Raw genomic sequence first — 24,384 nt, 5'->3', positions numbered from 1 at the left:
CCGCTCCTGAGCAAAAACCCTACTGCCTGAATAGAAGAAAGGGCCGCCCCGGTCAATACGACTGACGGACCAGGTGCACCAGCAGGCCGAGCGCGGCACTGGCCAGCAGCACCTCGATCACCCCACGCTTGAACCCCAGCAGCGCCACCCCCGCCGCCACGGCGAGCAGCGCCGAGGGCCAGTCGAAGGCAGCGGCGAAGCCCGCGGGCCAGAGCACGTGGTAGGCAAAGAACAGCGCCAGGTTGAGGATCACCCCGACCACCGCCGCGGTGATGGCGGTCAGCGGCGCGGTGAAGCGCAGCTCGTTGTGGGTCGCCTCGACCAGCGGCCCGCCGATCAGGATGAACAGGAAGGACGGCAGGAAGGTGAACCAGGTCACCAGGCTGGCCGCCACGGCGCCGCTGAGGAAGGCCGAGTCGCCACCGAACACCGGCTGCAGGTAGGCGCCGACGAAACCGACGAAGGCCACCACCATGATCAGCGGCCCCGGCGTGGTCTCGCCCAGGGCCAGGCCGTCGATCATCTGTGTCGGGGTCAGCCAGCCATAGTGGCCGACCGCGCCCTGGTAGACGTAGGGCAACACCGCATAGGCGCCGCCGAAGGTCAGCAGCGCCGCCTTGGTGAAGAACCAGGCCATCTGCGTCAGGGTGCCGTCCCAGCCGTACAGGGCCGTCAGCAGCCCCATCGGCAGCAGCCACAGGGCCGCACCGAGCAGCAGCAAGGCAAGCAGGCGCGACCAGCGAAAGCGCACATGGGCCGGTGCCGGCGTGTCGTCATCGATCAGCGCCGGGCCGAACGACGAGGCCGCGGCGGCATGCCCGCCGCCGACGGCGAAATACTGCGGCGCCAGGCGCCCGCCGAGCAAGCCGAGCACGGCGGCGCCCAGCACGATCAGCGGGAACGGCAGGTTGAGGGCGAAGATGGCGACGAAGGACGCCGCGGCGATGCCCCACAGCCAGTTATTTTTCAGCGCCCGTGAACCGATGCGATGGGCGGCCTGCACCACGATGGCGGTCACCGCCGGCTTGATGCCATAGAAGATCCCGGCCACCAGCGGCACGTCGCCGAAGGCGATGTACAGCCAGGACAGGGCGATCAGGATGAACAACGAAGGCAGCACGAACAGCGCCCCGGCGATCACCCCGCCCCAGCTGCGGTGCAGCAGCCAGCCGATATAGGTGGCCAGTTGCTGGGCTTCCGGACCGGGCAGCAACATGCAGTAGTTGAGGGCATGCAGGAAACGCCGCTCGGAAATCCAGCGGCGCCGTTCGACCAGCTCCTGGTGCATGATCGAAATCTGCCCCGCCGGCCCGCCGAAGCTGATGAAGCCGAGCTTGAGCCAGAACCACAGGGCCTGCAGCAGGCTCACACTGGCCGGTTTGTCCGTTGCCTCGGTCACTGCTCGCGCCTCCCCCATCGCCTTTGCCCCCATCCGCCCCAGTTGCCATGCATGCTGGCGAATGGTCGCACAAAGCCGTGACAGTCGCTCGACGCGGCAGGCGCGGACGGCAAAATGGCATGTTCGGCAGGGACGCCGACACCGCGGCTGCATACACTATGGTTCTGCCTTTTCTGCCCGAGGTTCCCCATGACAGACGCTGCATCTTCCACCGCCATCATCATCGGTGCCGGCCACGCCGGCGGCGAACTGGCCGTCAGCCTGCGCAACGAAGGCTGGAGCGGACGCATCCTGCTGATCGGCGAGGAAGCCCACCTGCCCTACCACCGCCCGCCGCTGTCCAAGGCCTACCTGGCTGGCAGTGTCGAGAAAGCCAGCCTGGCCATCCGCCCGCAGGCGGCCTACGACAGGGCCCAGGTGGAAATTCTCAGTGGCGTGCGGGTCGAGGCCATCGACCGGGCCAGCAAGTGCGTGCAACTGGCCGACGGCCGCCGCCTGGCCTACGCCAAGCTGGTGATCGCCACCGGCGGCCGACCGCGCCCGCTGAGCGTGCCCCAGGCCAAGGCCGCCGAGGCCTGCGGCAACTTCCACTACCTGCGCACCCTCGACGATGTCGAGCGGATCCGCAGCCAGTTCGCCGCAGGCAAGCACCTGGTGATAGTCGGCGGCGGCTACATCGGCCTGGAAGTGGCCGCCTGCGCCGTGCAGCAGGGCCTGCAGGTACAGGTGCTGGAGGCCATGCCGCGGGTGCTGCAGCGGGTCACCGCCGCCGAGCTGTCGGCCTACTACGAGCGCAAGCACCGTGAAGCCGGTGTAGACATTCGCACCAACGTGCAGGTCAGCGACCTGGAGCTGGACGCCACCGGCCAGGCCGTCAGCGCCGTGCTGTGCAGCGACGGCACGCGCGTCCCGGCCGACCTGGTGCTGGTCGGCATCGGCCAGATCGCCAACACCGAACTGGCCGCAGCCGCCGGCCTTGCGGTGGACAACGGCATCCTGGTCGACCAATACGCACAGACCTCGGACCCGGACATCTACGCCGCTGGCGACTGCACCAACCACCCCAACGCCCTGCTCGGCCGCCGCCTGCGCCTGGAGTCGGTGCCCAACGCCCTGGAACAGTCGCGCTGCGCCGCTGCGGCGATCAACGGCACGCTCAAGGCCTACGCCTCGGTGCCCTGGTTCTGGTCCGACCAGTTTGAGCTGAAACTGAAGATGGTCGGCCTGTCCCAAGGCTACCAGCAGCTGGTGCTGCGCGGCACGCCGGACAGCGACAGCTTCTCGGCCTTCTACCTGAAGGACGGCAAGGTCATCGCCGCCGACACGGTCAACCGCCCCCAGGACTTCATCGCCGCCAAGCGCCTGATCGCCGAGGGCATCGTCCTCGACGCCGCGCAACTGGCCGATGACAGCAGGCCACTGAAGGAACTGCTGCCACCGGCGGCTTGAGCCGGAGCGCGGCGCCCACAAGGAAACCGTCCAATACCGGCAGCAGATCGCGACCGATAGCCAATGGCTGGAAGCCATCTTCATCGACCTGGCGGACGCGGCCCCATGTGGCCAGCGGGCAACAGAACCGGGAAGAGCACTGAACGGACACTTGCGAGGAACCGACCATGCGCATCACGTTACCCAGGCCCCTGCTGTCGAGCCTGTTGCTCCTGCTGCTGGCCCCGCAGGCGGTACAGGCCGCCAAGCCGGAAGGCCAGCTGCTCGATGTCACGGTGGCCGGCAGCATCCGCAGCTACAAGCTGTTCGTTCCCGCCAATGCCGGACAGGGTGAACTGCCGCTGATGATCGTCATGCACGGCGGCCTCGGCAACGCCGACGAGACCGAGCGTACCACCGGCATGAACCGGGTCGCCGCCAGCAACAGGTTCATGGTCGCCTACCCCAACGGCACCGGCTCGCGTCTGCTGCACAATCGTCGCACCTGGAATGCCGGCAAGTGCTGCGGCCCGGCCGTCGAGCAGAATGTCGACGACGTGCGGTTCATCCACGCCATGCTCGCGGACATCGCCCGCCAGCACCCGCTCGACCGCTCGCGGGTCTATGCCACCGGCATGTCCAATGGCGCGATGATGGCCTACCGCCTGGCCTGCGAAGCGCCCCGGGACATCGCCGCGATCATCCCGGTGTCCGGCACCCTGGCCCTGGATAGCTGCGCCGGGGCGCAAGGCGTAGCGGTCCTGCATATCCATGGCTCCAAGGACAGCAACGTGCCCTACGCCGGCGGCATGGGCGAGAACGCGATCGCCGGGGTGGCCCATCGCTCGGTGCCGGAAACCCTGCAGATCATGGCCAAGACCCACAGTTGCGGAGGCTCCAGCGAGCAAGCGCTACCCGACGGCTCGCAGTTGACCAGCTGGAGCTGCCCGAGGCAGGCGCCCGTAGAGCTGCGTCTGATTCCCAACGGCGAACATGCCTGGCCCGGGGGCGACAGCCGCCGCAACCGCAAGCTGTACGCCGGCCACTTCTCCGCCAGCCAGGCCGCCTGGGACTTCGCCAGGCAGTTCCGCAAGAATCACTGAAAACCGCTTCCAAGCCATATCGACGGGACGACATGCTGCACTTATCTCGCCATTGCGTGGCGAACACGAACTGGCGCGCAACTTGGTCGAAGCGGGCGAGTTCATCGAGATATTTGTCGATACGCCATTGGCCGAAGTGCAAAGACGCGACCCCAAGGGTTTGTACAAGAAAGCCCGGCGCGGCGAACTGAAGAACTTCACCGGAATCGACTCTCCCCATGAAGCACCGCAAACAGCGGAAATTCATATTGAAACCAGCTGCTACAGCGCCGAACAGGCCGCCGACTATATAGTTGAACAACTGCGCAAACGTGGCCTGCTGCACTGAGGAGCGCCGCAGCCTTGACGCAGGGGCGGTGCCGGTACCGCCGCTGCATGGGGCAACGAATGAGTTGCGGGCATGTTTTTTCTGCCGACCCGGTCAGTTTAACTGGCACCGATGGGAACTTTGGCGCGCCCAGATAAACACGCGGCAAAATACCGCCCGGCACTATCTGGCAAATATGAAACAGCTGGTTATAATCTCCCCGCGCATTGCAGCAACATTACTTTGTTGCAATGGCCTCGGCTCAAGCAGAGCCCTCCTCGCCGGTTAAAAGCCTTTTATTGGTGGCAGCATAAGCCCCTGGCCGACGAGCCCAGCCAATTTGGCGATCAGCAATATTCTGGATAATCACGTGACGAAAGATGAACTGCGCGCGGAACTAGAGCGCCAGGCACAACGTTACAAGGATGTATACGGCGGAGAAGTCATTACCTACGCCGCTCAACCGGACCCCGAGCGCAAACCCTGGCGCAAGAAACCCAGCCTGCTCGACCAGGCATTCCAGCAAGAACTGCACAAGATCGAACAGGCCCGCGAAAGCGAGTGAGCCTCGCCAGCGAGCCGAGTGCCCGGCATCCGCACCCCGCGACCCCGGCAGGATAAAGGCGCCATCAGGCGCCTTTATCCTCAGGCGAAGCCACTCAGCGCCGTTTACCGCCCAGCAACGAACCCATCAGGCCACGCACCAGTTGCCGACCGAGCTGATTGGCGGCCTGGCGCACCGCGGTTTTCATCACCTGGCTGGCGAGACTGCCAAGCAGCTCGCCGGCCATGCCACCCAGACCGGCGGTGTCGCCCGACTTGTCGGCTGCCTTGGGCTGTTCGCCAGGAACCTCGAGCGACTGCTGCTGGGCTCGCGCCATGAGCATTTCATAGGCCGACTCGCGATCCACCGCCTTGTCATAGCGCCCGGCCTGCGGCGAGGCGCGCAACAGGGCGGCCCGCTCGCCTTCGTTCAGCGGGCCGATGCGCGATTGCGGCGGGGCAATCGCCACCCGCTGCACCATGGCCGGCGTGCCTTTTTCTTCGAGGGTGCCAACCAGGGCCTCGCCGATGCCCAGCTCGGTGAGCACGGTGAGGCAGTCGAACTCGGGATTTGGGCGGAAGCCGTCGGCCACCGCACGCAGGGACTTCTGCTCCTTGGTGGTGAAAGCGCGCAAGCCGTGCTGGATACGCAGGCCCAGCTGGGCCAGCACGTCATCGGGCAGGTCACCGGGGGACTGGGTGACGAAATAGACCCCGACGCCCTTGGAGCGGATCAGCCGCACCACCTGTTCCAGGCGCTCCTGCAGGGCCTTGGGGGTATCGGCGAACAGCAGGTGCGCCTCGTCGAAGAACAGCGCCAGCACCGGTTTCTCCGCATCGCCACGCTCGGGCAGCTGCTCGAACAGTTCGGCCAGCAGCCAGAGCAGGAAAGTCGCATAGACCTTGGGCGCCTCGTGCACCAGCTGGCTGGCATCGAGCAGGTGGATACGGCCGCGACCATCGTTGTCCGGACGCAGGATGTCCTCGAGCTGCAGCGCCGGCTCGCCGAACAGCGCCTCGGCGCCCTGCTGTTCGAGCGTGGCCAGGCGGCGCAGCAGGGCCTGGGCCGAGGCGCCGGCAAACAGGGCACGATCCTCGCCAAGCAGCTCGGGGTGATCCTTGAGGTGGTTGAGCAGCGCCTTAAGGTCTTTCAGGTCGAGCAGCAGCAGACCCTCGCGATCGGCCACCTGGAAGGCGGCATAGAGCGCGGCCTGCTGGCTGTCGGTCAGCTCCAGCAGGTTGGCCAGCAGCAGCGGGCCCATTTCGCTGAGCGTGGTTCGCAGCGGATGCCCACTGCGACCAGCCACATCCCACAGCGTCACGGGATAGGCCCGCGGCTGATGATTCAGCCAGGGCATGCTGGCGATCCGCTCGGCCACCTTGCCTTGCGGGTTGCCTGCGGCCCCGAGGCCACAGAGATCGCCCTTGATGTCGGCGGCAAATACCGCCACGCCGGCATCGCTGAACAGTTCGGCAAGCCGCTGCAGGGTCACCGTCTTGCCGGTGCCGGTGGCGCCGGCCACCAGGCCGTGGCGATTGGTCAGGCGCAGCGCCTGGCTGACGGGCCGTCCCTGCGGATCGGCACCCAGTACAAATGCATCGGAAACAGGCATCTTGCCATCCCTCGGGCTAAAGCTTTACTGCATAGAGGTCGTTATAAGCGGTGTACAGCACGGTCCAGGTGAAAACCACCTGCCGCTAATAACTAGAGACTGCTGCCAGAACTCACCGGACGCAAGCAACCATGACCCAGAATCTGAAGTTCAGCCACAAGATCCTGATCGCCGCCTCATTGGTGGTGATTGCGGCATTTTCCCTATTCACCCTCTACAACGACTACCTGCAGCGCAATGTGATCAAGGCTGATCTGGAAAGTGAATTGCAAAGCCTGGGGACGGTCACCGCCAGCAACATCCAGAACTGGCTGTCCGGACGCATCCTGCTGGTGGAGAACCTCGCCCAGTCGATCGACAGCGCCACCACACCGGACAGCCTGGCGAGCACCCTGGAACGCCGCAGCCTGGCGTCGACCTTCGCCTTCACCTACCTGGGCGCGGCCGACGGCAGCTTCACCATGCGTCCGAATGACGAGATGCCGGCCGACTACGACCCGCGCACCCGCCCCTGGTACAAGGACGCCATGGCGGCCGGCGGTTCGACCCTGACCGAGCCCTATGTCGACGCCGCCACCAGCGAACTGATCATCACCATTGCCACCCCGGCCGGCAGCGCCGGGGTGGTTGGCGGCGACCTGAGCCTGAACACCCTGGTCGAGATCATCAACTCGCTGGACTTCAACGGCATGGGCTATGCCTTCCTGGTCAGCGCCGACGGCAAGATCCTGGTGCACCCGAACAAGGATCTGGTGATGAAATCGCTCACCGAGGTCTACCCGAAGAACACTCCGCAGGTCAGCAGCGGCTTCAGCGAAGTCGAGCTGGATGGCACCCCGAGCCTGCTCACCTTCACCCCGGTCAAGGGCCTGCCCTCGGTCAGCTGGTACGTCGGCCTGTCCATCGACAAGGGCAAGGCCTATGCCCCTCTCAACGAGTTCCGTGCCTCGGCGATCATCGCCACGGTGATTGCGGTGGTCCTCATCATGCTCCTGCTGAGCATGCTGATCCGCGTGCTGATGCAGCCGCTGCACGTGATGGGCCGTGCCATGCAGGACATCGCCCAGGGCGAGGGCGACCTGACCAAGCGCCTGGCCATCCACTCACAGGACGAGTTCGGCCGCCTGGCCAGCTCATTCAACCAGTTCGTCGAGCGCATCCATGCCTCGATCCGCGAAGTGTCCTCGGCCACCCAGCAGGTCAACGAAGTGGCCAAGCTGGTGGTCAACGCCTCCAACTCGTCGATGGTCAACTCGGACGAACAGGCCAACCGCACCAATAGCGTGGCCGCGGCGATCAACGAGCTGGGTGCCGCCGCCCAGGAAATCGCGCGCAATGCCGCGCAAGCCTCGCATCAGGCCTCCGACGCGCGCCGCCTGGCCGAGGATGGCAGCCAGGTGCTGGAGAAGACCATTGCCGCCATGAACGAGCTGTCGAACAAGATCAGCGACTCCAGTGGCAACATCGAGAAGCTCAACGGCAAGACGGTCGACATCGGCCAGATCCTCGAAGTGATCAAGAGCATCTCCGAGCAGACCAACCTGCTGGCGCTCAACGCGGCGATCGAGGCGGCGCGAGCCGGCGAGGCCGGCCGCGGCTTCGCCGTGGTGGCCGACGAGGTGCGCAACCTGGCCCACCGGACCCAGGAGTCGGCCCAGGAAATCCAGAAGATGATCGAGGAGCTGCAGGTCGATGCCCGCGACTCGGTCAGCACCATGACCGAGAGCCAGCGCTACAGCGCGGACAGCGTCGCCATCGCCAACCAGGCCGGCGAGCGCCTGGGCAGCGTGACCCAGCGCATCGGCGAAATCGACGGCATGAACCAGTCGGTCGCCACTGCCACCGAGGAGCAGACCGCGGTCGTGGATTCGCTGAACATGGACATCACCGAAATCAACACCCTCAACCAGGAAGGCGTGGAAAACCTGCAGGCCACCCTGCGCGCCTGCGGCGACCTGGAGCAGCAGGCGACGCGCCTGAAGCACCTGGTGGACAGCTTCCGCATCTGAGCAGCCTACTGGGGCGCAGGTGACTCCTGCGCCCGCTCAGGCTCGCCCGCCGGCGTGCCCTCCTGCAGCTGCGACCACAGCTCGGCGGCACCGGGAAACTCGGTGCCGTCCTCCTCGCTCAAGGCATCCGGATCATAACGACTGGTACAGCCCTCCCCCAGCGTGGGGGGCGGATGGGCCGTGCCCGGCTTGCGAGGATGCGGCATGGTTTCTTAACCCTCGGTCTGCAGCCCCGACTCATGCTGGGCGAATTGTTTGACCGCGCGCAGCACATCCTGGCAACTGATCTGCCCGAGCAGCCGGCCGTCGGCGACCACGGGCAAATGATGGTGACCACCCTGCAACAAGCGCTCGGCCACCTCGATCACGCTGAGCTCGGCCGCCACCGTTTCCACCCGCGTCGTCATGCAGGCGCTGACCGTACCGCCGGTTTCCTCGTAATAGGCACCGGAGAGGATGCCGCGCAGGCAGTCGATCTCGGTCAGCAGGCCGATAAGCTCGCCCTGCCCGTCAACCACCGGAGCAGCCGAAAGCCGGTGTTCGAGGAGCAGATCGATAGCCGTATACAAATCCGTATCGGCATGAAAGGTGACCTGGTGCGTGGTCATGTAGTCGCGCACCTTGATCGACTTGAGCATCGCTGAACGCCTCCATCGCGGCAGACCCGGGGTACCCGCCGACAACCGTCAGTCGAACACCACCGTCTTGTTGTCGTGCACCAGCACACGATCTTCCAAGTGATAGCGTAGCCCACGGGCAAGGGTCATTTTTTCCACATCCCGGCCGAGGCGGACCATGGTTTCGATGCTGTCGCGATGGCTGACGCGCACCACGTCCTGCTCGATGATGGGGCCGGCATCCAGCTCCTCGGTCACATAGTGGCAGGTGGCGCCGATCAGCTTGACGCCACGCAGCGAAGCCTGGTGGTAGGGCTTGGCGCCGACGAAGGACGGCAGGAAGCTGTGATGGATGTTGATCACCCGCCCGGCGAAGTCCTTGCACAGCTGCGGCGGCAGGATTTGCATGTAGCGCGCCAACACAACGGCATCGGCATCGCACTGGCCGACCAGACGCGCCACCTCGGCGAACGCCGGGGCCTTGTCCTTGGGATCGACCGGCACGTGATGGAAGGGAATGTCGTGCCATTCGACCATGCTGCGCAGGTCGTCATGGTTGGAGATGACGCAGGGGATGTCGCAATCCAGCTCGTCGCTGTGCCAGCGGTGCAGCAGGTCGGCCAGGCAGTGCGACTCGCGACTGGCCATCAGCACCACGCGCTTCTTCTGGGCGGAGTCGGTCACCCGCCATTCCATGGAGAACTCGCGGGCAATCGGGGCGAACGCCTGGCGAAAGCCAGCGAGATCGAACGGCAGCGAGTCGGCGCGAATCTCATGGCGCATGAAGAACCAGCCACTCTGGTTATCCGAGTGGTGGCTGGCTTCGCTGATCCAGCCATTGTAGGTAGCCAGGAAATTGCTGACTTTGGCAACGATGCCAACGCCGTCCGGGCAGGCGATGACCAGCCGAAAAGTGCGCATATGGGAGACTCCAGAAACTTCGCGAGGGCGCCATTCTAGCCAGAGCGAGGGAAAACTTCAGTATCCGCTTGCCCCGGTTAAAGTACCCGGTATCAGCCGAACAAACCGCCACGATGTAGCCGACTCCAACCCTGTCACGCCCATGCCGGTGCTGGCGGCATTAGCCCAAGGCCGGCGAAACATCAGCCCGGCGGCATCCGGCAACTGCAAAGCGATTAACCTCAGCGCAAACTTGCACTCCCGGCAGCCGCAACATGCGGCACCCCAGCGATAAGCACCGGCGCGCAAGAACTTGCGCAACCGCCAACTTGCACGGGGCTGCAGTTAATCCGCCAGATATGCAGCAGCGAACGGCAGCAGACTTTCCGTTACCCCCGGAAGGCCCCGGGCATATATTCCACGAAATAATTTCGGCAAAACTTTTCCAACGTATTTACTTGCCTCCGAGTGCCTGTCTATTATTACCTTCAATCCATCTCGTATCCGCCCCTGTCAAGGTAGAGCACAATGTCCCTGATCAACGAATACCGCGCCACCGAAGAAGCCATCAAGGAACTTCAAGAGCGCCTGAAGAACCTCTCGCAAGATGACAAACTGAAAAAAGAACTGGAATTCGAAGGCAAACTGCGCACCCTGATGGGCGAATACCAGAAATCCCTGCGCGACATCATTGCCCTGCTCGACCCGGAAGCCAAGCTGAACAAGGCTCCGCGCGCCGCCAAAGCCACCGGCACCAAGCGTGCCCGCAAGGTCAAGCAGTACAAGAACCCGAACACCGGTGAAGTGATCGAAACCAAAGGCGGCAACCACAAGACGCTGAAAGAGTGGAAAGCCAAATGGGGCGCCGCCGTTGTTGAAGGCTGGGCCACCCTGCTCGGCTAAGTCGACAGCACTTCAGCCAATAAAAAATGCCGGCAACTTGCCGGCTTTTTTTATTCCATCGCCCAAGCCCCTCACAGGCGGTATTTCTCCCGCAGCGCGGCGACATGTTCGCGCCAGACCTGCAATACCTGCTGCTGCGCCGCATCGGCCTGCGGCCATTCATTGATCAATGCCGCCTCGAACTGTTCCAGGGTATTCGGCGCCCCCGCCTCGGCACTACTCAGGCGAGTACGGCAGAAGGCCTGCCACGTTGCCGCCTCCTGCTGCGACAGGGATGCCGGAAAATTGCGGGCCCGGTAGCGAAACAGCAACTCGGGCAAACGGGCATCGAGAAAACCCCAATTATCGCGCGCCAATTGCAAGGCACTGGCCTGGCGCACCTGTTCGCATAAACGTCGATCGCGGTCACCGAGGAAACCGCCATACAGTTGTTGCTCCGGATCATCCAGCGCAGCGAACTCTTCCTCCGCATAGATGTGCGCCAACTTCTCCTGCCATTGCGCCACGCCGTCACGCAACAACTGCGCGCGCGTCTCGCACTCCGCCAAGTTCAACTGCAGGCGCTGAGTATCTTCGGCGCGCAACACCTTGAGCGACGCCACCACCGGGCAGCGATTGATATGCAGCAGTTTCAACGGCACCGGCAACTCGCCTTCGGCCAACTGATCGCGCCGGGTATACAGACGCTGACGCAGGGTCTGGGCATCCAGCTCCAGCAGCGGCCGCACCTCGGCCTGCAAGTCGCAGACGATCAGGGCATTGCGATTGCGCGGGTGCCAGGCCAACGGCAGCACCACGGCCAGGTAATTGCGGCTGCCGGCAAAGCGTCCGGAAACATGCACCAACGGCTGCAGCAGGCGAATCTGCTCCATGACCTTGTGCTTGCTGCGCAACTGGAACAGGTAGTCGTACAGCTTGGGTTGCCGTTCGCGCAGCAGGCGCGCCAGGGCGATGGTCGCGCGCACATCCGATAGCGCATCGTGCGCCTGGCCATGCTCGATGCCGTTGGCCTCGGTCAGGCGCTCGAGCTTCAGCGATGCCCGCCCTTCTTCGTCATGCGGCCACGCGATCCCTTCCGGGCGCAGGGCGTAGGCGGTGCGCACCAGGTCGATCAGGTCCCAGCGGCTGTTGCCGTTCTGCCACTCGCGGGCATAGGGGTCGTAGAAGTTGCGGTACAGGCTGTAGCGCGTCATCTCGTCGTCGAAACGCAGGCTGTTGTAGCCCGCGCCGCAGGTGCCGGGAAGCGCCAGCTCGGCATGCACGCGCGCCATGAACTCGGCCTCGCAGAGGCCCTGATCGCACAGGATCTGCGGGGTAATCCCGGTGATCCGGCAGGCCGCCGGATGCGGCAGGATGTCGTCGCTCGGCTGGCAATAGATGTTCAATGGCTCGCCGATTTCGTTGAGCTGCTCGTCGGTACGGATGCCCGCGACCTGCAGCGGTCGATCGCTACGCGGGTTGATCCCGGTGGTTTCGTAGTCGTACCAGAAGATGCTTGAGCTCACGGCGGTTTCCATCGAGAAGAGGCCCACGCAGTCTAACAGGCGTATACGGCGCACAAAAAACGCGAAAAAGCATGATTGCGCTCACGGGCACACAGGTCCAACTTGCTGCCGCCCCGCCACTGTCGCTAGGATGCGTCGCTGGTAATGGTGTCCCACTACAACAAGGAAGTACTCATGACTGACACAACCCTACAGAACCCCTATGCCATGCCGGGCAGCGCCCTGCAGGAAACCACCGCCCCCGGGCAGGCGCCTTCGCTCGAGCAGGCCCTGAGCCGCGGCTACGACTTCTCCATCGGCAGCCTGCTCGGTGAGGCCTGGAGCAAGACCAAAGGCACCAAAGGCGTGATCTGGGGCAGCTATCTGGTGTTCTGCGGCGCCATGATGGTCGCCTCCTTTCTCCTCTCGATCATCCTCTCCGTCTTCGGCGTACTCGGTGCCCTGGGCGCCTCCAGCCTGGGCGACAGTGCCGGCGGCGGCCTACTGGCCGCAGGCGTGTTCGGCTTCTTCGTGATCGGCCTGGGCGCCGGCCTGGTCATGCTCGCCGTGGTCTACCCCTTCGTGGCCGGCATCAACATGGTCGGCATCCGCCAGGCTGCCGGCCAGCCGGTACGTTTCGGCGAAGTATTCAGCCACTTCGGGCGCACCCTGCCGCTGCTGCTGGCGGCGATCCTGATGGGCATCCTGGTGAATGTCGGCTTCTTCCTGTTCGTCATCCCGGGCATCTACCTGGCCGTCGCGTTCCTGCTGACCATCCCTCTGATCGTCGAGCGCAAGCTGTCGGCCTGGGACGCCATGCTGGTGTCGTGCAAGGCGATCAACCAGCACTGGTTCAAGGTGTTCTTCCTCTACCTCCTACTCGGCGTGATCATGATGATCAGCATGATTCCGCTGGGCATCGGCCTGATCTGGACCGTGCCGATGTTCATCGTGGCCCAGGGCATTCTCTACCGCACCATCTTCGGTGTGCTGCCCGCACCGGCCAACTGATTTGCCAGCCAGCACTCGGGCCGCCGCGGCGGCCCGATTGCCTTCCCTCCTGCTGCTGGCTAGCATCAGGCTTTCTTCGATGCAGTTGACGAATGCAGCCCACCCCGCCGAGCGTCGCCCATGAGCCATCCCGCACCCGCCACAGGCTGCTGGATACGCGCCACCATGTCGAAACCCCGGAAGGCATTGACCTGGTCCTGCGCCCGGCCGGCGCGCTGCCGCGCATCCTGGCCTTCGGCCTCGACCTGCTGATCCGCGGCGCCATCCTGCTGCTGATGTTCATCGTCATGGCCTTCCTCGGCCAGCTCGGCGTGGGCCTGGGCAGCATTCTGCTGTTCCTGGTCAACTGGTGGTACATGGTGCTGTTCGAGGTATTCAACCAGGGCCGCTCGCCGGGCAAGCAGATCATGGGCCTGCGCGTGGTGCATGACGACGGCACCCCGGTCGGCTGGGGCGCTTCGCTGACCCGCAACCTGCTGCGCTTCGTCGACATGCTGCCGGTCGGCTACTGCCTGGGGCTGGTCAGCTGCCTGAGCCATCCGGCCTTCAAGCGCCTGGGCGACCTGGCCGCCGGCACTCTGGTGGTCTACCGCGACGAGAACGGCAGCCGGCCGCTGATTCCGCCCGGCGACAGCGAGCGCCCGCCGTTCCGCCTCAGCCTCGCCGAACAGCGCGCCCTGCAAGGCTTTGCCGAACGCCAGGGCGGCCTGTCCGCGGCCCGCCGCCAGGAACTGGCCGGCATCCTCGCCGAGCCCCTGCAAGTACCGCCGGAGCAGGCCGAGGCCCGCCTCAACAACATCGCCCGCGGCCTGCTGGGGGCGACATGAAACAGCACCTGTTCGAGCAAAAGCACGCCGCCGACTGGCAGCGCTTCACCCAGCTGCTCGGCCAGCTGGAGCGCGGCAAGGCCGACAGCAAGGCCTGCGAAAGTTTTGCCGCCGATTACCGCCATCTGTGCCAGCACCTGGCCCTGGCCGAGGAGCGTGGCTACAGCAGCCACCTGATCGACCAGCTGCAACAGCTGGCGATGCGCGGCCACCAGCAGTTCTACCGCCACCGCAGCCACCTGCTGGCGCAGATGATCCGCTTCCTGATCAGCGGCTTCCCGCAACTGATCCGCAGCGAATGGCGCTGCGTGCTGGCCGGCTGCCTGCTGTTCTTCGGCAGCCTGATCGGCATGGGCCTGCTCACCTGGCAGTTCCCCGAGCTGATCTACGGCCTGCTCGACCCGGCCCAGGTCAGCGACATGGAGCGCATGTACGACCCCGACGCCCGGCGCATCGGCCGCTTCAGCGAGCGCGACTCGGGCGACGACTGGATGATGTTCGGCTTCTACATCATGAACAACATCGGCATCGCCTTTCAGACCTTCGCCAGCGGCCTGCTGTTCGGCCTCGGCAGCCTGTTCTTCCTGCTGTTCAACGGCCTGATGATCGGCGCCGTCGCCGGCCATCTGACCCGCATCGGCTACAGCGAAACCTTCTGGTCCTTCGTCATCGGCCATGGCGCCTTCGAGCTGACCGCCATCGCCTTCGCCGGCGCCGCCGGGCTCAAGCTCGGCTGGGCCCTGCTCGCCCCGGGCCGCCTGCGCCGCGGCGAGGCCCTGCGCCAGGCCTCCGGGCGCAGCATCCAGCTGGTCGCCGGGGTGATCCTGTTCCTCGTCATCGCCGCCTTCGTCGAGGCATTCTGGTCGTCGATGACCTACACCACGCCGACCATCAAGTACCTGGTCGGCACGGCCCTATGGCTGCTGGTGATCGCCTATTTCGTTTTTGCCGGACGCCACCGCCATGCGCCTGACTGACGCCAGCGTCGCCATCCGGCCGCGCAGCGCCTGGGAAGCCGTCGACCTCGGCGTGCTCCTGGCGCAGCGCCACGCCGGCCTGCTGATGGGCAGCTGGGCCATCGTCACCCTGCCGGTGTTCGCCCTGCTCAGCCTGCTGCTGTGGCAATACCCGACGCTATCCGTGCTGATCTTCTGGTGGCTCAAGCCGGCCTGGGAGCGCCTGCCGCTGTATATCCTGTCGCACGCCCTGTTCGGCGACACGCCTTCGCTCAGGCAGGCACTCAAGGCCCTGCCCGGCCTGCTCAAGCCTCAGCTGCTGGCCAGCCTGACCTGGCGCCGGCTCAGCCCGACCCGCAGTTTCGACCTGCCGGTGCTGCAGCTCGAAGGCCTCGCTGGCGAGGCCCGCAGCAAGCGCCTGGTGGTACTGGGGCTGGGCAACAGCGGCGGGCCGACCTGGCTGACCGTGCTCGGCGTGCACCTCGAAGGGGTGTTCTGCTTCGGCCTGATCGGCCTGCTCTACCTGCTGCTGCCGCAACAGATGGAGATCGACTGGGACTGGCAGAGCATGCTCAGCGGCGGCCAGGCCGAGTGGCTGTGGCTGGAACACCTGTCCAACCTGCTCTACGCCCTGGTGCTGGTGTTCTGGGAGCCGATCTACGTGGCCTGCGGCTTCACCCTCTACCTCAACCGGCGCACCGCGCTGGAGGCCTGGGACATCGAGCTGGTCTTGCGCCGCCTGCGCCAGCGCCTGACCGGCAGCGCCTACGCCCTGCTCCTGGTTGGCGCCCTGTTCGCCCTGGTTCCCAGCCCGCCGGCCTGGGCCGAGGACGCCGCCGGCAGCTGCCCGATTCCCGTCGAAGACCCGAACGGCCCGGACGCCCCGCGCCTGCTCAAGCAGCCTTTGACCAGCCAGGCCGCCCACGACAGCATCACCCGGCTGCTCGACCAGCCGCCGTTCGAGCACCGCGAGACGGTGACCCGCTGGCGCTTCGGCGATGAGCAGAAACCGGACAAGAAGCAGGACGACAACCAAGGCCTGCTCGAAGCCCTGCAGAACCTGGGTGCGCTGAGCGACTACCTGAAGAAGCTGGAAATCGTCGCACTGGTCTTCGAAGTGCTGCTGTGGAGCGCGCTGATCGGCCTGATCCTGCTGCTGGTGTGGCGCTACCGCGAATGGCTGGGTACCTTCGCCGGCCGCCTTGGTCTGCCGCAACGCCGCAGCCGCGAGATGCCGAGCCAGCTGTTCGGCCTGGACGTGGCCCCGCAGAGCCTGCCCGACGACGTTGCCGGCGCGGTCGAGCAGCTCTGGGCCGAGCAACCGCGCGAGGCCCTCGGCCTGCTCTACCGCGCCCTGCTCAGCCGCCTGCTGCACGACTTGCGCCTGCCGCTGAAGGCCTCGCACACCGAAGGCGAAGTGCTGCAACTGGTACAGGGCCTCGACCAGGCCGAGCTGAGCCGCTTCAGCACGGTCCTGACCCGCCACTGGCAGAACCTCGCCTACGGCCATCGCCTGCCACCGGCGGCACTCAAGCAAGGCCTGTGCGATGCCTGGCGCCGCCTGTTCCAGACGGGAGCAACGGCATGAGCCGGACCGCCAGATTCGCCCTCGGCGGCCTTCTCGTCCTGGCGCTCGGCCTGCTGGCCATCAATGTCCTGGGCCAGCTGCAACCCTACGAGAAGACCCTCAAGCTCGGCCCGGCACCGGAGGTCGACGCCGATCCCTACCTGGCCGCCGAACACTTCCTGCGCGAGCGCAAGATCGCGGTCAGCCGCGCCGACGGCCTGGCCGTGCTGCGCCAGCTGCCGGCGCCCGGGCAGACCCTGATGCTGCTCAGCAGCCGCGAAGACATGACCCCGCGCCAGGCCCGCCAGGTGCTGGAATGGACGGCCAAGGGCGGCCATCTGCTGTTCGTCGCGGAAAGCCTGTGGGACGAGGAACAGGGCAAGAGCGACGACCTGCTGCTCGACAGCCTGGGCATCCAGCAGCACCTCACCGACGACCTCGACGAGGAACAGGGCGACGAGGACAACGGCACCAGCTCAGCCGACGAGCAGGCCGACGCGGACAGCGAAGCGGCGGAACTCGACGAAGAGCCCGGCGCAGACCAGGAAAACCTCGGCGAGGCGGTCGCCGCCCAGGTCGAGGCCGAGGATGAAGACCGCTATCCGGAGCTGACCAAGCTCTACCTGGAGAACGAGGAGGCCCCGGCCTACGTCGACTTCGACACCGACTTCCACCTCTACGACGCCAAGAACCGCGCCCATGCCTGGGCCAACAGCGGCGCAGCCACACACATGCTGCAGCTGTACCACGGCGACGGCCTGGTCACCGTGCTCACCGACGCCTGGCTCTGGCAGAACGACAGCATCGACGCCTACGACAACGCCTGGCTGCTCTGGTACCTGAGCCAGGACAGCAGCGTCACCCTGCTCTACAGCAAGGTGCGCGACAGCCTGCTCAGCCAGCTGGTCGAGCACTATCCCGCCGCGCTCACGGCCCTGGCCCTGCTGATCGCCCTGCTGCTGTGGCATGTCGGCCTGCGCCACGGCCCGCTGCAGGGCCCGCCCAGCCATGCCCGCCGGCAACTGGAGGAACACCTGCGCGGCAGCGCCGACTTCCTGTTACGGCGTACCAGCCAGCAGCACCTGCTGCACAGCCTGCAACGCGATATCCAGCGCCGCGCCCGCCACCGCCACCCGGGCTTCGAGCGCCTGCCCGTGGCCGATCAATGGCAAGTGCTCGGCCGCCTCACCCGCATCCCCACCAGCGCCATCAGCCAAGCCCTGCGCCCCGCGCCTGCGCACAAGCTGTCCGCTGCCGACTTCACCCGTCAGGTCGCCAACCTGCAAACCCTCAGGAATGCCCTATGAGCGAACACACGCCGGACCAACCCACCGCCAGCCCAGCCCCGGCAGCCCCGGTCGCCACCCCGGCGCCCGCTGCCGCCGCGAGCAACCCGGCCAGCCAGCGCCAGCGCGCCACCCAAATGCTCCAGGCCCTGCGCCTGGAGCTGCAAAAGGCCGTGGTCGGCCAGCACGCGGTGATCGACGACGTGCTCACCGCCCTGATCGCCGGTGGCCACGTGCTGGTCGAGGGCGTACCCGGCCTGGGCAAGACCCTGCTGGTGCGGGCCCTGGCCAGGTGCTTCGGCGGCGAGTTCGCGCGCATCCAGTTCACCCCCGACCTGATGCCCAGCGACGTCACCGGCCACGCCGTGTACGACCTGCAGAGCGAGCAGTTCAAGCTGCGCAAGGGCCCGGCCTTCACCAACCTGCTGCTGGCCGACGAGATCAACCGCGCCCCGGCCAAGACCCAGGCCGCCCTGCTGGAAGTCATGCAGGAGCGCCAGATCACCCTCGAGGGCCGCGCCCTGGCCGTGCCGCAACCCTTCCTGGTGATGGCCACGCAGAACCCCATCGAGCAGGAAGGCACCTACCCGCTGCCGGAAGCCGAGCTGGACCGCTTCATGCTCAAGCTGCGCATGGACTACCCGCAGGCCGATGAAGAAATGAGCCTGGTGCGCCAGGTGACCCGCTCGGCCAAGGCCGACATGCTCGAAGTGGCGCCGCTGCGCACCCTGCTGCAGGCCAAGGACGTGCTGGCCCTGCAGAAGATCGCCAGCGAACTGGCCATCGATGAGCAGGTGCTCGACTACGCCGTGCGCCTGGCCCGCGCCACCCGCACCTGGCCAGGCCTGGCCATGGGCGCCGGGCCGCGCGCCTCGATCGCCCTGGTGCGCGGCGGCCGCGCCCGTGCCCTGCTGCGCGGCGGCGATTTCGTCCTGCCGGATGACGTGAAAGGCTGCGCCCTGGCCGTGCTGCGCCACCGCGTGCGTCTGGCGCCGGAACTGGATATCGAAGGCCTGTCGGTCGACCAGGTGCTGCAGCAGCTGCTCGACCAAGTCCCGGCGCCGCGCCTGTGATGCGGCGCCAACCGCTGCTGCGAGGCCCGCGCCCGGCATGAAACCTTCGCGCCTCCTGCTCGGCCTGCTCGGCGTGCTGCTGGCCCTGGCCATCGTCCTGGGCAGCCTGCCGCTGCTCAGGGTCCAGCTGCCGCCAACCCTGCAACCGCTGTGGTGGAGCCTGCTGCTGTGCCTGCTGCTGGTCGCCGCGGTCGACGCCCTGTGGCTGCGCCGCCTGCCCTCGCCGCGCCTGCAGCGCCAGCTGCCGGGCAACCTGCCGCTGGGACGCTGGAGCGAAGTGCGCCTGACCCTGCAGCACGATTACCCCCAGGCGCTGACCATTGAGCTGTTCGACCATGTGCCCGAACGCATGGACTTCGAATACCTGCCGCAGCGGGTCGAGCTGCGCCCCGGCGAGCAGACCCAGTGCGGCTACCGGGTGCGCCCGCTGCAGCGCGGGCACTTCCGCTTCGCCCGCTGCGAACTCAACCTGCCCAGCCCGCTGCGACTGTGGCAGGGCCGGCGCTACCTGGAGCTGGCGGGGGAAACCCGCGTCTATCCGGACTTCGCCCGCCTCTACGGCGCCCAGCTGATGGCGGTGGACGACTGGCTCAGCCAGCTCGGCGTGCGCCAGCGCCAGCGTCGCGGCCTGGGCCTGGAGTTCCACCAGCTGCGCGAGTTCCGCGAAGGCGACACCCTGCGCCAGATCGACTGGAAGGCCACCGCGCGCAAGCGCACGCCGATCGCCCGCGAATACCAGGACGAGCGCGACCAGCAGATCGTCTTCCTGCTCGACTGCGGGCGGCGCATGCGCAGCCATGACGGCGACCTGTCGCACTTCGACCATGCCCTCAACGCCAGCCTGCTGCTCAGCTACGTAGCCCTGCGCCAGGGCGATGCCGTGGGCCTGGCGACCTTCGCCGGCGACCGCGACCAGTTCGTCCCGCCGGTCAAGGGCCAGGCCCACATCAGCAGCCTGCTCAACGCCGTGTACGCTCTGGACAGCACCCGCCGCCCGGCCGACTACGCCGCGGCGATCAACCAGCTGCTGATGCGCCAGCGCCGCCGCGCCCTGGTGGTGCTGGTGACCAACCTGCGCGACGAAGACGACGAAGAGCTGCTCGGCGCGGTCAAGCGCCTGGGCCGCCAGCACCGCGTGCTGATTGCCAGCCTGCGCGAGGAAGTGCTCGACCAGCTGCGCCAGACCCCGGTCGACAGCTACGAGCAGGCGCTCGGCTACTGCGGCACGGTGAACTACCTGAATGCCCGCGCCGGCCTGCACGAACGCCTGCTGGCCAACGGCATTCCGGTGCTCGACGCGCGCCCCGGCGAACTGGGCCCGCAGCTGGTCAGTCGCTACCTGGAATGGAAAAAGGCCGGGGTGCTCTGAGCACACCGGCCTTCCTGGAACCCTGGAGCGCGCGCTGCTCGCGCGCTTTCCACCTATACGCTAACGGGGAAGCGCCTCAGCCAAGCAGGATCACCGCCCAGACCACGGCGATCAGGCTGAGGGAGACGAACTGCGCCGCGCTGCCCATGTCCTTGGCGTTCTTCGACAGCGGGTGGCGGTCCAGCGAGATGCGGTCGATCGCCGCCTCCACCGCCGAGTTGAACAGCTCGACGATCAGCGACAGCAGACCCACGGCGATCATCAGCGCACGCTCCACCGGGCTCACCTCGAGCCAGAAGGCCAGCGGCAGCAGCACCAGGTTGAGCAGCACCAGCTGGCGGAACGCGGCCTCGCCGGTGAAGGCGGCCCGCAGGCCGTCCAGCGAATAGCCGGCCGCATTGAGGATACGTTTCAGGCCGGTCTGGCCCTTGAATGGCGACATTGCTTGGATACCTGAAGCTGGGGATGCCGGAGCTTAGGCCCGGCCCGGTCAAAAAATCGTGAATATGCCCGGCGCCGGTGCGTGGCGACAACGGCGGCCGCCGTCACTGCCCGGGGATCGACTCCATCTGCTGCAGCAACAGCGCCGCCTGGGTGCGGGTGCGCACGCCGAGCTTGCGGAAGATCGCCGTGACATGGGCCTTGATGGTCGCTTCCGAGACGTTCAGCTCATAGGCGATCTGCTTGTTCAGCAGGCCCTCGCAGACCATGGTCAGCACCCGGAACTGCTGCGGCGTGAGGCTGGCCAGGCCTTCGCTGGCGGCCTTGGCCTCGGCCGAGACACTGACCGCCTCGGCGGACAATGGCGGCCACCAGACATCGCCGTCGAGCACCTGGCGCACGGCCTGCTGGATGGTTTCCAGCGAACTGGACTTGGGAATGAAGCCGCTGGCGCCAAACTCGCGCGAACGCACCACCACGGCCGCCTCTTCCTGGGCCGAGACCATCACCACCGGCACCTGCGGGTATTGCCCACGCAACAGCACCAGGCCGGAAAAACCGTAGGCACCGGGCATGTTGAGATCCAGCAGGACCAGGTCCCAGTCGCTTTTCTCGGCCAGGCGGGCTTCCAGTTCGGCGATGCTGGCCGCTTCCACCAGCCGCACATCCGGGCCCAGGCCCAGGCTCAGCGCCTGTTGCAGGGCACTGCGGAACAGCGGGTGATCGTCAGCGATGAGAATTTCGTAAGCGGCCATTGGTATTCCCTGTTCTTGTTGTGGGCCGAAGCAATCCGGGCAGCACGGCGTTGCGAGCGGCGCCAAGCATGCCCAGCTGTGACGGGGTGGTCAAGTTGCGCGCTTTGCGGCAAAGTCGCGCCTTTTTATTGCCGAGATTTCGCATGCCTAGCCAAGCCCTGCGCGCCGACCTGCTGATGTTACTCACCGCAATGATCTGGGGCTCCGCCTTCGTTGCGCAACGCCTGGGCATGGATGCCATCGGCCCCTTCCTCTACACCGGCCTGCGCTTCGCCCTGGCCACCCTCGCCGTGCTGCCGCTGGTGATCCTGCTCGGCCGCCGCGGCACCGCCAAGGCACCGGAGCCGGTCAACCGCGGCCTGCTGTTCGGCGGCCTGATCATGGGCCTGGCGCTGTCGCTGGGGATCAACCTGCAACAGGTCGGCCTGCTGTTCACCAGCGTGACCAACTCCGGCTTCATCACCGGCCTGTACGTGATCGTGGTGCCGCTGCTCGGCCTGTTTCTCGGCCACAAGACCGGCCTGGGCACCTGGCTGGGCGCCGGGCTGGCCGTGGCCGGGATGTTCCTGCTCAGCGTCGGCGAAGGTTTCCACGTCGCTTCCGGCGACTGGCTGCAACTGGCCGGCGCCTGCGTCTGGGGCGTACACGTGCTGCTGGTGAGCTTCTTCGCCAGCCGCCACGACCCGCTACGCCTGGCCCTGCTGCAGTTCGCCACCTGCGCGGTGATCAGTCTGATGCTGGCCCTGATCCTCGAGGAGATCAAGCTCGATGCCATCCTCGCCGCCGGCCCGGCCATCCTCTACGGCGGCCTGTTCGGTGTGGCGGTCGGCTTCACCCTGCAGGTGGTGGCGCAGAAGCATGCCATCGCCTCGCACGCGGCGATCATCCTGTCCCTGGAAGCGGTATTCGCCGCGATCGCCGGCGCCCTGTTCCTCGGCGAGGCACTGGCGCTGAAGGGCTACTTCGGCTGCGCGCTGATGTTCATCGGCATGCTGATTGCCCAGCTATGGCCGAAGAAGGCCCTGGCCGGCTAGCCGGCCGTTGAAAAACTACCTGCGTTGCCGATACTGCGTTAAAAACGGCCTAAAAATGCTCATTTACAACACGTAAACTGCGCTTTTTCGGCCGTTTCTGCCTTGTCTCGGCGGCCTCGCCAACGTTTTGCAACGGCCGGTTAGTCCTGGAGGAAAGCCTTGACGGCCAGGTGGGCGGGGCTCTGTTCGTCCACCGGCCAGCGGTGCTTGGCGCCCAGGTAGCGCTCGCTGAACAGGTCCAACCAGGCATCCAGGGCCCGTGCCGCGCGCGGCTCGCCGCCCAGTTCCAGGCATAGCGCCGCCACCTCCGCGGTGCACAGGTGCTCCTCGCGCTTGGAGCGTCGCAGGCGGTAGCGCGACAGCTGCTCCGGCTGCAGGCTGAGCACCGGGAAGCGATCCAGGTAGGGGCTCTTGCGAAACATCTTGCGCGCCTCGGTCCAAGTCGCATCGAGCAGGATGAACAGCGGGCGCTTGCCCGACGCCGCCGGCAACTCGCCGATCACCCGCTGCGGCGCCGCATATTCGCCGGGGAACACCACGCAGGGCTGCCACTGCGGGTCGTCGAGCAGCGCCAGCAGGCCGGGGTCGACCGCCGTGCGCTGCCAGGTGAAGGCGAAGGTGTCGGCTACCAGATCGGCGATCAGCCAACCGGTGTTGCTCGGCTTCAACGCCTCGACATCGTGCATCAGCAGGCACACGCCGGCGCGCACCTCGACCTGCGGCTTCCAGGCGCACAGGCAGTAGTTGCCCAGCACCCGGCACTGCGGGCAGCGCGGCGCACGCGAGCCGCGGGCGACAAAGGGCTTGAGGCTGCGCGCCAGGCGTTCGGCACGGAGCCGGGCAACGGCATGGGTCATCGGGAAACCTGCGGACAAAGGCATGGGGGCGCGCAAGTCTAGAGTAAGATGGCACGCGACTGAACCGGCCCGGCACTGGCCGGTCGAAGGATTCAGCCTTATTTGTGGAGATTGTTCATGCTGCGCCTCGCTTCCCTGCTCGTCCTCAGCCTTGCCCTGCCAGCCGTTCACGCGGCCTCCCTGAAGGATTACGAGCTGACCCGCATGCTCGGCCAGGTAGCCAAGGACAGCAGCGTCGGCACGCCACGGGCGATCAACGAGGACATCCTCGATCAGGGCTACACGGTGCAAGGCAACGAGCTGGTCAACCACCTCAGCGTCCGCAGCGCCCACGCGGCGCAGATGCGCGGCAACCCGGACGCCGTGCGCCAGCAGCTGGCCAGCAGCGTCTGCAGCAACACCGGCTACCGCCAGTTGCTGGCACGCGGTGCGGTGCTGCGCTACGAATTCAGCGAATATCAGAACAACCGCCCGGTGACCACCGAGCGCTTCAGCAAGGCCGACTGCGGCCTGCAGTAGGAGCCTGTTCACGATCTGCTGCGCGTCGGCTCTACTGCGTTAAAAACAGGCTCGGAATGCTCATTTACAGCTCGTAAACTCCGCTTCCTCGCCTGTTTTTGCCTTGTTTAGCTCTAGCTCGCGAGATCGTGAACAGACTCTAAGCCGCCTCACGCCTGTTCGGCGCGCGGCGGCTCCTCGTTCGCGCGCAGTTCGGCGAGCAGCGCCTCCATGTAGCGCGAGCGGCGCGCGCCGCCTTCCAGGCGCCGCCGACATTCGTCGGCCAGGCTCAAGCCATTGCTGCCGGCGGCCTGCACCAGCAGGCGATACAGATCGAGATCCAGCTCCAGTACCAACTTGGGCATACCTGCCCCTCCCATCCCTGAGTCAATCCACACCGACTG

General features: G+C 66.2%; 25 protein-coding genes and 1 pseudogene. 16 read left to right on the top strand and 10 right to left on the bottom strand.

Annotated elements, in window-relative coordinates:
* Nucleotides 1–52 precede the first annotated feature (52 nt).
* A complete protein-coding gene (chrA, locus tag GV001_RS07085; RefSeq protein ID WP_256664879.1) occupies nucleotides 53–1,399 on the bottom strand; it encodes a chromate efflux transporter in 1,347 nt (448 codons plus the stop codon).
* A 189-nt stretch (nucleotides 1,400–1,588) separates the two neighbouring features.
* Between chrA and GV001_RS07080 the strand changes: the two genes are divergently transcribed.
* The 4 genes from GV001_RS07080 to GV001_RS07065 all read left to right on the top strand — a co-directional run bounded on the left by GV001_RS07080 (nucleotide 1,589) and on the right by GV001_RS07065 (nucleotide 4,802).
* A complete protein-coding gene (locus GV001_RS07080; protein WP_160078940.1) occupies nucleotides 1,589–2,848 on the top strand; it encodes an NAD(P)/FAD-dependent oxidoreductase in 1,260 nt (419 codons plus the stop codon).
* A gap of 167 nt (nucleotides 2,849–3,015) precedes the next feature.
* Entirely contained in the window at nucleotides 3,016–3,930 is a 915-nt protein-coding gene (locus GV001_RS07075; RefSeq protein WP_160078939.1) for a PHB depolymerase family esterase, read from the top strand.
* Entirely contained in the window at nucleotides 3,821–4,258 is a 438-nt protein-coding gene (locus tag GV001_RS07070; protein WP_160078938.1) for an adenylyl-sulfate kinase, read from the top strand. The genes GV001_RS07075 and GV001_RS07070 overlap by 110 nt, the downstream gene beginning before the upstream one ends.
* Before the next feature lie 349 nt (nucleotides 4,259–4,607).
* Nucleotides 4,608–4,802, top strand: coding sequence for a hypothetical protein (locus tag GV001_RS07065; RefSeq protein ID WP_160078937.1), 195 nt, complete (start codon nucleotides 4,608–4,610; stop codon nucleotides 4,800–4,802).
* Between the two features lie 94 nt (nucleotides 4,803–4,896).
* Here GV001_RS07065 and GV001_RS07060 read toward each other — a convergent pair whose 3' ends face one another.
* Nucleotides 4,897–6,393, bottom strand: a complete 1,497-nt coding sequence (locus tag GV001_RS07060) for a helicase HerA-like domain-containing protein (protein WP_160078936.1) — start codon at nucleotides 6,391–6,393, stop codon at nucleotides 4,897–4,899.
* 131 nt (nucleotides 6,394–6,524) lie between these two features.
* Between GV001_RS07060 and GV001_RS20325 the strand changes: the two are divergent.
* Nucleotides 6,525–7,547, top strand: a pseudogene (locus GV001_RS20325) (cache domain-containing protein); the annotation flags it as partial.
* A 90-nt stretch (nucleotides 7,548–7,637) separates the two neighbouring features.
* A complete protein-coding gene (locus tag GV001_RS20320; protein ID WP_372238578.1) occupies nucleotides 7,638–8,402 on the top strand; it encodes a methyl-accepting chemotaxis protein in 765 nt (254 codons plus the stop codon).
* Between the two features lie 5 nt (nucleotides 8,403–8,407).
* Here GV001_RS20320 and GV001_RS20050 read toward each other — a convergent pair whose 3' ends face one another.
* From GV001_RS20050 to purU, 3 genes are read right to left on the bottom strand one after another with little or no spacing between them, the layout of a single operon-like run.
* Nucleotides 8,408–8,608 carry a hypothetical protein gene (locus GV001_RS20050; RefSeq protein ID WP_160078934.1) on the bottom strand — a complete coding sequence of 67 codons (201 nt, stop codon included), beginning with the start codon at nucleotides 8,606–8,608 and terminating at the stop codon, nucleotides 8,408–8,410.
* Nucleotides 8,609–8,614: 6 nt separating this feature from the next.
* On the bottom strand, nucleotides 8,615–9,040 hold the full coding sequence (locus GV001_RS07045) for a CBS domain-containing protein (RefSeq protein WP_160078933.1): 426 nt from the start codon (nucleotides 9,038–9,040) through the stop codon (nucleotides 8,615–8,617).
* Between the two features lie 48 nt (nucleotides 9,041–9,088).
* A complete protein-coding gene (gene purU / locus GV001_RS07040) occupies nucleotides 9,089–9,940 on the bottom strand; it encodes a formyltetrahydrofolate deformylase (protein WP_160078932.1) in 852 nt (283 codons plus the stop codon).
* A 507-nt stretch (nucleotides 9,941–10,447) separates the two neighbouring features.
* Between purU and mvaT the strand changes: the two genes are divergently transcribed.
* Complete coding sequence (gene mvaT, locus GV001_RS07035) at nucleotides 10,448–10,822, top strand: histone-like nucleoid-structuring protein MvaT (RefSeq protein WP_160078931.1); 375 nt, start codon at nucleotides 10,448–10,450, stop codon at nucleotides 10,820–10,822.
* A gap of 71 nt (nucleotides 10,823–10,893) precedes the next feature.
* Here the strand turns inward: mvaT and sbcB are convergent, their stop codons facing one another.
* Entirely contained in the window at nucleotides 10,894–12,327 is a 1,434-nt protein-coding gene (gene sbcB / locus GV001_RS07030; protein WP_160078930.1) for an exodeoxyribonuclease I, read from the bottom strand.
* A gap of 174 nt (nucleotides 12,328–12,501) precedes the next feature.
* On the opposite strand from sbcB, the gene GV001_RS07025 reads away from it, so the two are divergent.
* From GV001_RS07025 to GV001_RS06995, 7 genes are all read left to right on the top strand, one after another.
* Nucleotides 12,502–13,317, top strand: coding sequence for a hypothetical protein (locus GV001_RS07025; RefSeq protein ID WP_160078929.1), 816 nt, complete (start codon nucleotides 12,502–12,504; stop codon nucleotides 13,315–13,317).
* Between the two features lie 92 nt (nucleotides 13,318–13,409).
* A complete protein-coding gene (locus GV001_RS07020) occupies nucleotides 13,410–14,144 on the top strand; it encodes an RDD family protein (protein WP_160078928.1) in 735 nt (244 codons plus the stop codon).
* Entirely contained in the window at nucleotides 14,141–15,121 is a 981-nt protein-coding gene (locus tag GV001_RS07015) for a stage II sporulation protein M (RefSeq protein WP_160078927.1), read from the top strand. The genes GV001_RS07020 and GV001_RS07015 overlap by 4 nt, the downstream gene beginning before the upstream one ends.
* Nucleotides 15,108–16,688 (top strand): DUF4129 domain-containing protein, encoded by a 1,581-nt coding sequence (locus tag GV001_RS07010; RefSeq protein WP_160078926.1) that lies wholly within the window; start codon nucleotides 15,108–15,110, stop codon nucleotides 16,686–16,688. The genes GV001_RS07015 and GV001_RS07010 overlap by 14 nt, the downstream gene beginning before the upstream one ends.
* Entirely contained in the window at nucleotides 16,685–17,974 is a 1,290-nt protein-coding gene (locus GV001_RS07005) for a DUF4350 domain-containing protein (protein WP_160078925.1), read from the top strand. Before GV001_RS07010 ends, GV001_RS07005 begins: the two co-directional genes overlap by 4 nt.
* Complete coding sequence (locus GV001_RS07000) at nucleotides 17,971–19,026, top strand: MoxR family ATPase (protein WP_160078924.1); 1,056 nt, start codon at nucleotides 17,971–17,973, stop codon at nucleotides 19,024–19,026. The genes GV001_RS07005 and GV001_RS07000 overlap by 4 nt, the downstream gene beginning before the upstream one ends.
* 37 nt (nucleotides 19,027–19,063) lie before the next feature.
* Entirely contained in the window at nucleotides 19,064–20,395 is a 1,332-nt protein-coding gene (locus GV001_RS06995; RefSeq protein ID WP_160078923.1) for a DUF58 domain-containing protein, read from the top strand.
* Nucleotides 20,396–20,471: 76 nt separating this feature from the next.
* Here the strand turns inward: GV001_RS06995 and GV001_RS06990 are convergent, their stop codons facing one another.
* Both GV001_RS06990 and erdR read right to left on the bottom strand, forming a co-directional pair.
* The gene (locus GV001_RS06990; RefSeq protein ID WP_160078922.1) at nucleotides 20,472–20,837 is read right to left on the bottom strand and encodes a diacylglycerol kinase; all 366 of its coding nucleotides are present in this window, start codon (nucleotides 20,835–20,837) and stop codon (nucleotides 20,472–20,474) included.
* Between the two features lie 103 nt (nucleotides 20,838–20,940).
* Entirely contained in the window at nucleotides 20,941–21,591 is a 651-nt protein-coding gene (erdR, locus tag GV001_RS06985) for a response regulator transcription factor ErdR (protein ID WP_160078921.1), read from the bottom strand.
* Nucleotides 21,592–21,734: 143 nt separating this feature from the next.
* Between erdR and GV001_RS06980 the strand changes: the two genes are divergently transcribed.
* A complete protein-coding gene (locus GV001_RS06980) occupies nucleotides 21,735–22,625 on the top strand; it encodes a DMT family transporter (RefSeq protein WP_160078920.1) in 891 nt (296 codons plus the stop codon).
* A gap of 140 nt (nucleotides 22,626–22,765) precedes the next feature.
* Here the strand turns inward: GV001_RS06980 and GV001_RS06975 are convergent, their stop codons facing one another.
* Nucleotides 22,766–23,482: a tRNA-uridine aminocarboxypropyltransferase gene (locus tag GV001_RS06975; protein WP_160078919.1), complete on the bottom strand. Its 717-nt coding sequence runs from the start codon at nucleotides 23,480–23,482 to the stop codon at nucleotides 22,766–22,768.
* A gap of 117 nt (nucleotides 23,483–23,599) precedes the next feature.
* Between GV001_RS06975 and GV001_RS06970 the strand changes: the two genes are divergently transcribed.
* Entirely contained in the window at nucleotides 23,600–24,001 is a 402-nt protein-coding gene (locus GV001_RS06970) for a quorum-sensing-regulated virulence factor family protein (protein ID WP_160078918.1), read from the top strand.
* A gap of 149 nt (nucleotides 24,002–24,150) precedes the next feature.
* On the opposite strand, the gene GV001_RS06965 is transcribed toward GV001_RS06970, so the two are convergent.
* Nucleotides 24,151–24,345 (bottom strand): hypothetical protein, encoded by a 195-nt coding sequence (locus GV001_RS06965; protein WP_160078917.1) that lies wholly within the window; start codon nucleotides 24,343–24,345, stop codon nucleotides 24,151–24,153.
* Between the last annotated feature and the right edge of the window lie 39 nt (nucleotides 24,346–24,384).

Source organism: Pseudomonas sp. 8AS (assembly GCF_902506505.1).
GTDB lineage: Bacteria > Pseudomonadota > Gammaproteobacteria > Pseudomonadales > Pseudomonadaceae > Aquipseudomonas.
The sequence above is the reverse complement of the archived record's forward strand: the minus strand, read 5'-3'. Positions and strand labels throughout refer to the sequence as shown.

What these genes read in the sequence shown, in the direction of transcription:
- erdR (WP_160078921.1), bottom strand. Translation starts at nt 21,591, where the DNA reads ATGGCCGCTTACGAAATTCTCATCGCTGACGATCACCCGCTGTTCCGC.
- GV001_RS07060 (WP_160078936.1), bottom strand. Translation starts at nt 6,393, where the DNA reads ATGCCTGTTTCCGATGCATTTGTACTGGGTGCCGATCCGCAGGGACGG.
- purU (WP_160078932.1), bottom strand. Translation starts at nt 9,940, where the DNA reads ATGCGCACTTTTCGGCTGGTCATCGCCTGCCCGGACGGCGTTGGCATC.
- GV001_RS07045 (WP_160078933.1), bottom strand. Translation starts at nt 9,040, where the DNA reads ATGCTCAAGTCGATCAAGGTGCGCGACTACATGACCACGCACCAGGTC.
- GV001_RS07005 (WP_160078925.1), top strand. Translation starts at nt 16,685, where the DNA reads ATGAGCCGGACCGCCAGATTCGCCCTCGGCGGCCTTCTCGTCCTGGCG.
- GV001_RS07070 (WP_160078938.1), top strand. Translation starts at nt 3,821, where the DNA reads ATGCCTGGCCCGGGGGCGACAGCCGCCGCAACCGCAAGCTGTACGCCG.
- GV001_RS20050 (WP_160078934.1), bottom strand. Translation starts at nt 8,608, where the DNA reads ATGCCGCATCCTCGCAAGCCGGGCACGGCCCATCCGCCCCCCACGCTG.
- GV001_RS07025 (WP_160078929.1), top strand. Translation starts at nt 12,502, where the DNA reads ATGACTGACACAACCCTACAGAACCCCTATGCCATGCCGGGCAGCGCC.
- GV001_RS20320 (WP_372238578.1), top strand. Translation starts at nt 7,638, where the DNA reads ATGGTCAACTCGGACGAACAGGCCAACCGCACCAATAGCGTGGCCGCG.
- GV001_RS06990 (WP_160078922.1), bottom strand. Translation starts at nt 20,837, where the DNA reads ATGTCGCCATTCAAGGGCCAGACCGGCCTGAAACGTATCCTCAATGCG.
- GV001_RS07015 (WP_160078927.1), top strand. Translation starts at nt 14,141, where the DNA reads ATGAAACAGCACCTGTTCGAGCAAAAGCACGCCGCCGACTGGCAGCGC.
- GV001_RS07020 (WP_160078928.1), top strand. Translation starts at nt 13,410, where the DNA reads ATGCAGCCCACCCCGCCGAGCGTCGCCCATGAGCCATCCCGCACCCGC.
- GV001_RS06965 (WP_160078917.1), bottom strand. Translation starts at nt 24,345, where the DNA reads ATGCCCAAGTTGGTACTGGAGCTGGATCTCGATCTGTATCGCCTGCTG.
- GV001_RS06975 (WP_160078919.1), bottom strand. Translation starts at nt 23,482, where the DNA reads ATGACCCATGCCGTTGCCCGGCTCCGTGCCGAACGCCTGGCGCGCAGC.
- GV001_RS06980 (WP_160078920.1), top strand. Translation starts at nt 21,735, where the DNA reads ATGCCTAGCCAAGCCCTGCGCGCCGACCTGCTGATGTTACTCACCGCA.
- GV001_RS07075 (WP_160078939.1), top strand. Translation starts at nt 3,016, where the DNA reads ATGCGCATCACGTTACCCAGGCCCCTGCTGTCGAGCCTGTTGCTCCTG.
- GV001_RS06970 (WP_160078918.1), top strand. Translation starts at nt 23,600, where the DNA reads ATGCTGCGCCTCGCTTCCCTGCTCGTCCTCAGCCTTGCCCTGCCAGCC.
- GV001_RS07010 (WP_160078926.1), top strand. Translation starts at nt 15,108, where the DNA reads ATGCGCCTGACTGACGCCAGCGTCGCCATCCGGCCGCGCAGCGCCTGG.
- GV001_RS07080 (WP_160078940.1), top strand. Translation starts at nt 1,589, where the DNA reads ATGACAGACGCTGCATCTTCCACCGCCATCATCATCGGTGCCGGCCAC.
- GV001_RS06995 (WP_160078923.1), top strand. Translation starts at nt 19,064, where the DNA reads ATGAAACCTTCGCGCCTCCTGCTCGGCCTGCTCGGCGTGCTGCTGGCC.
- GV001_RS07000 (WP_160078924.1), top strand. Translation starts at nt 17,971, where the DNA reads ATGAGCGAACACACGCCGGACCAACCCACCGCCAGCCCAGCCCCGGCA.
- mvaT (WP_160078931.1), top strand. Translation starts at nt 10,448, where the DNA reads ATGTCCCTGATCAACGAATACCGCGCCACCGAAGAAGCCATCAAGGAA.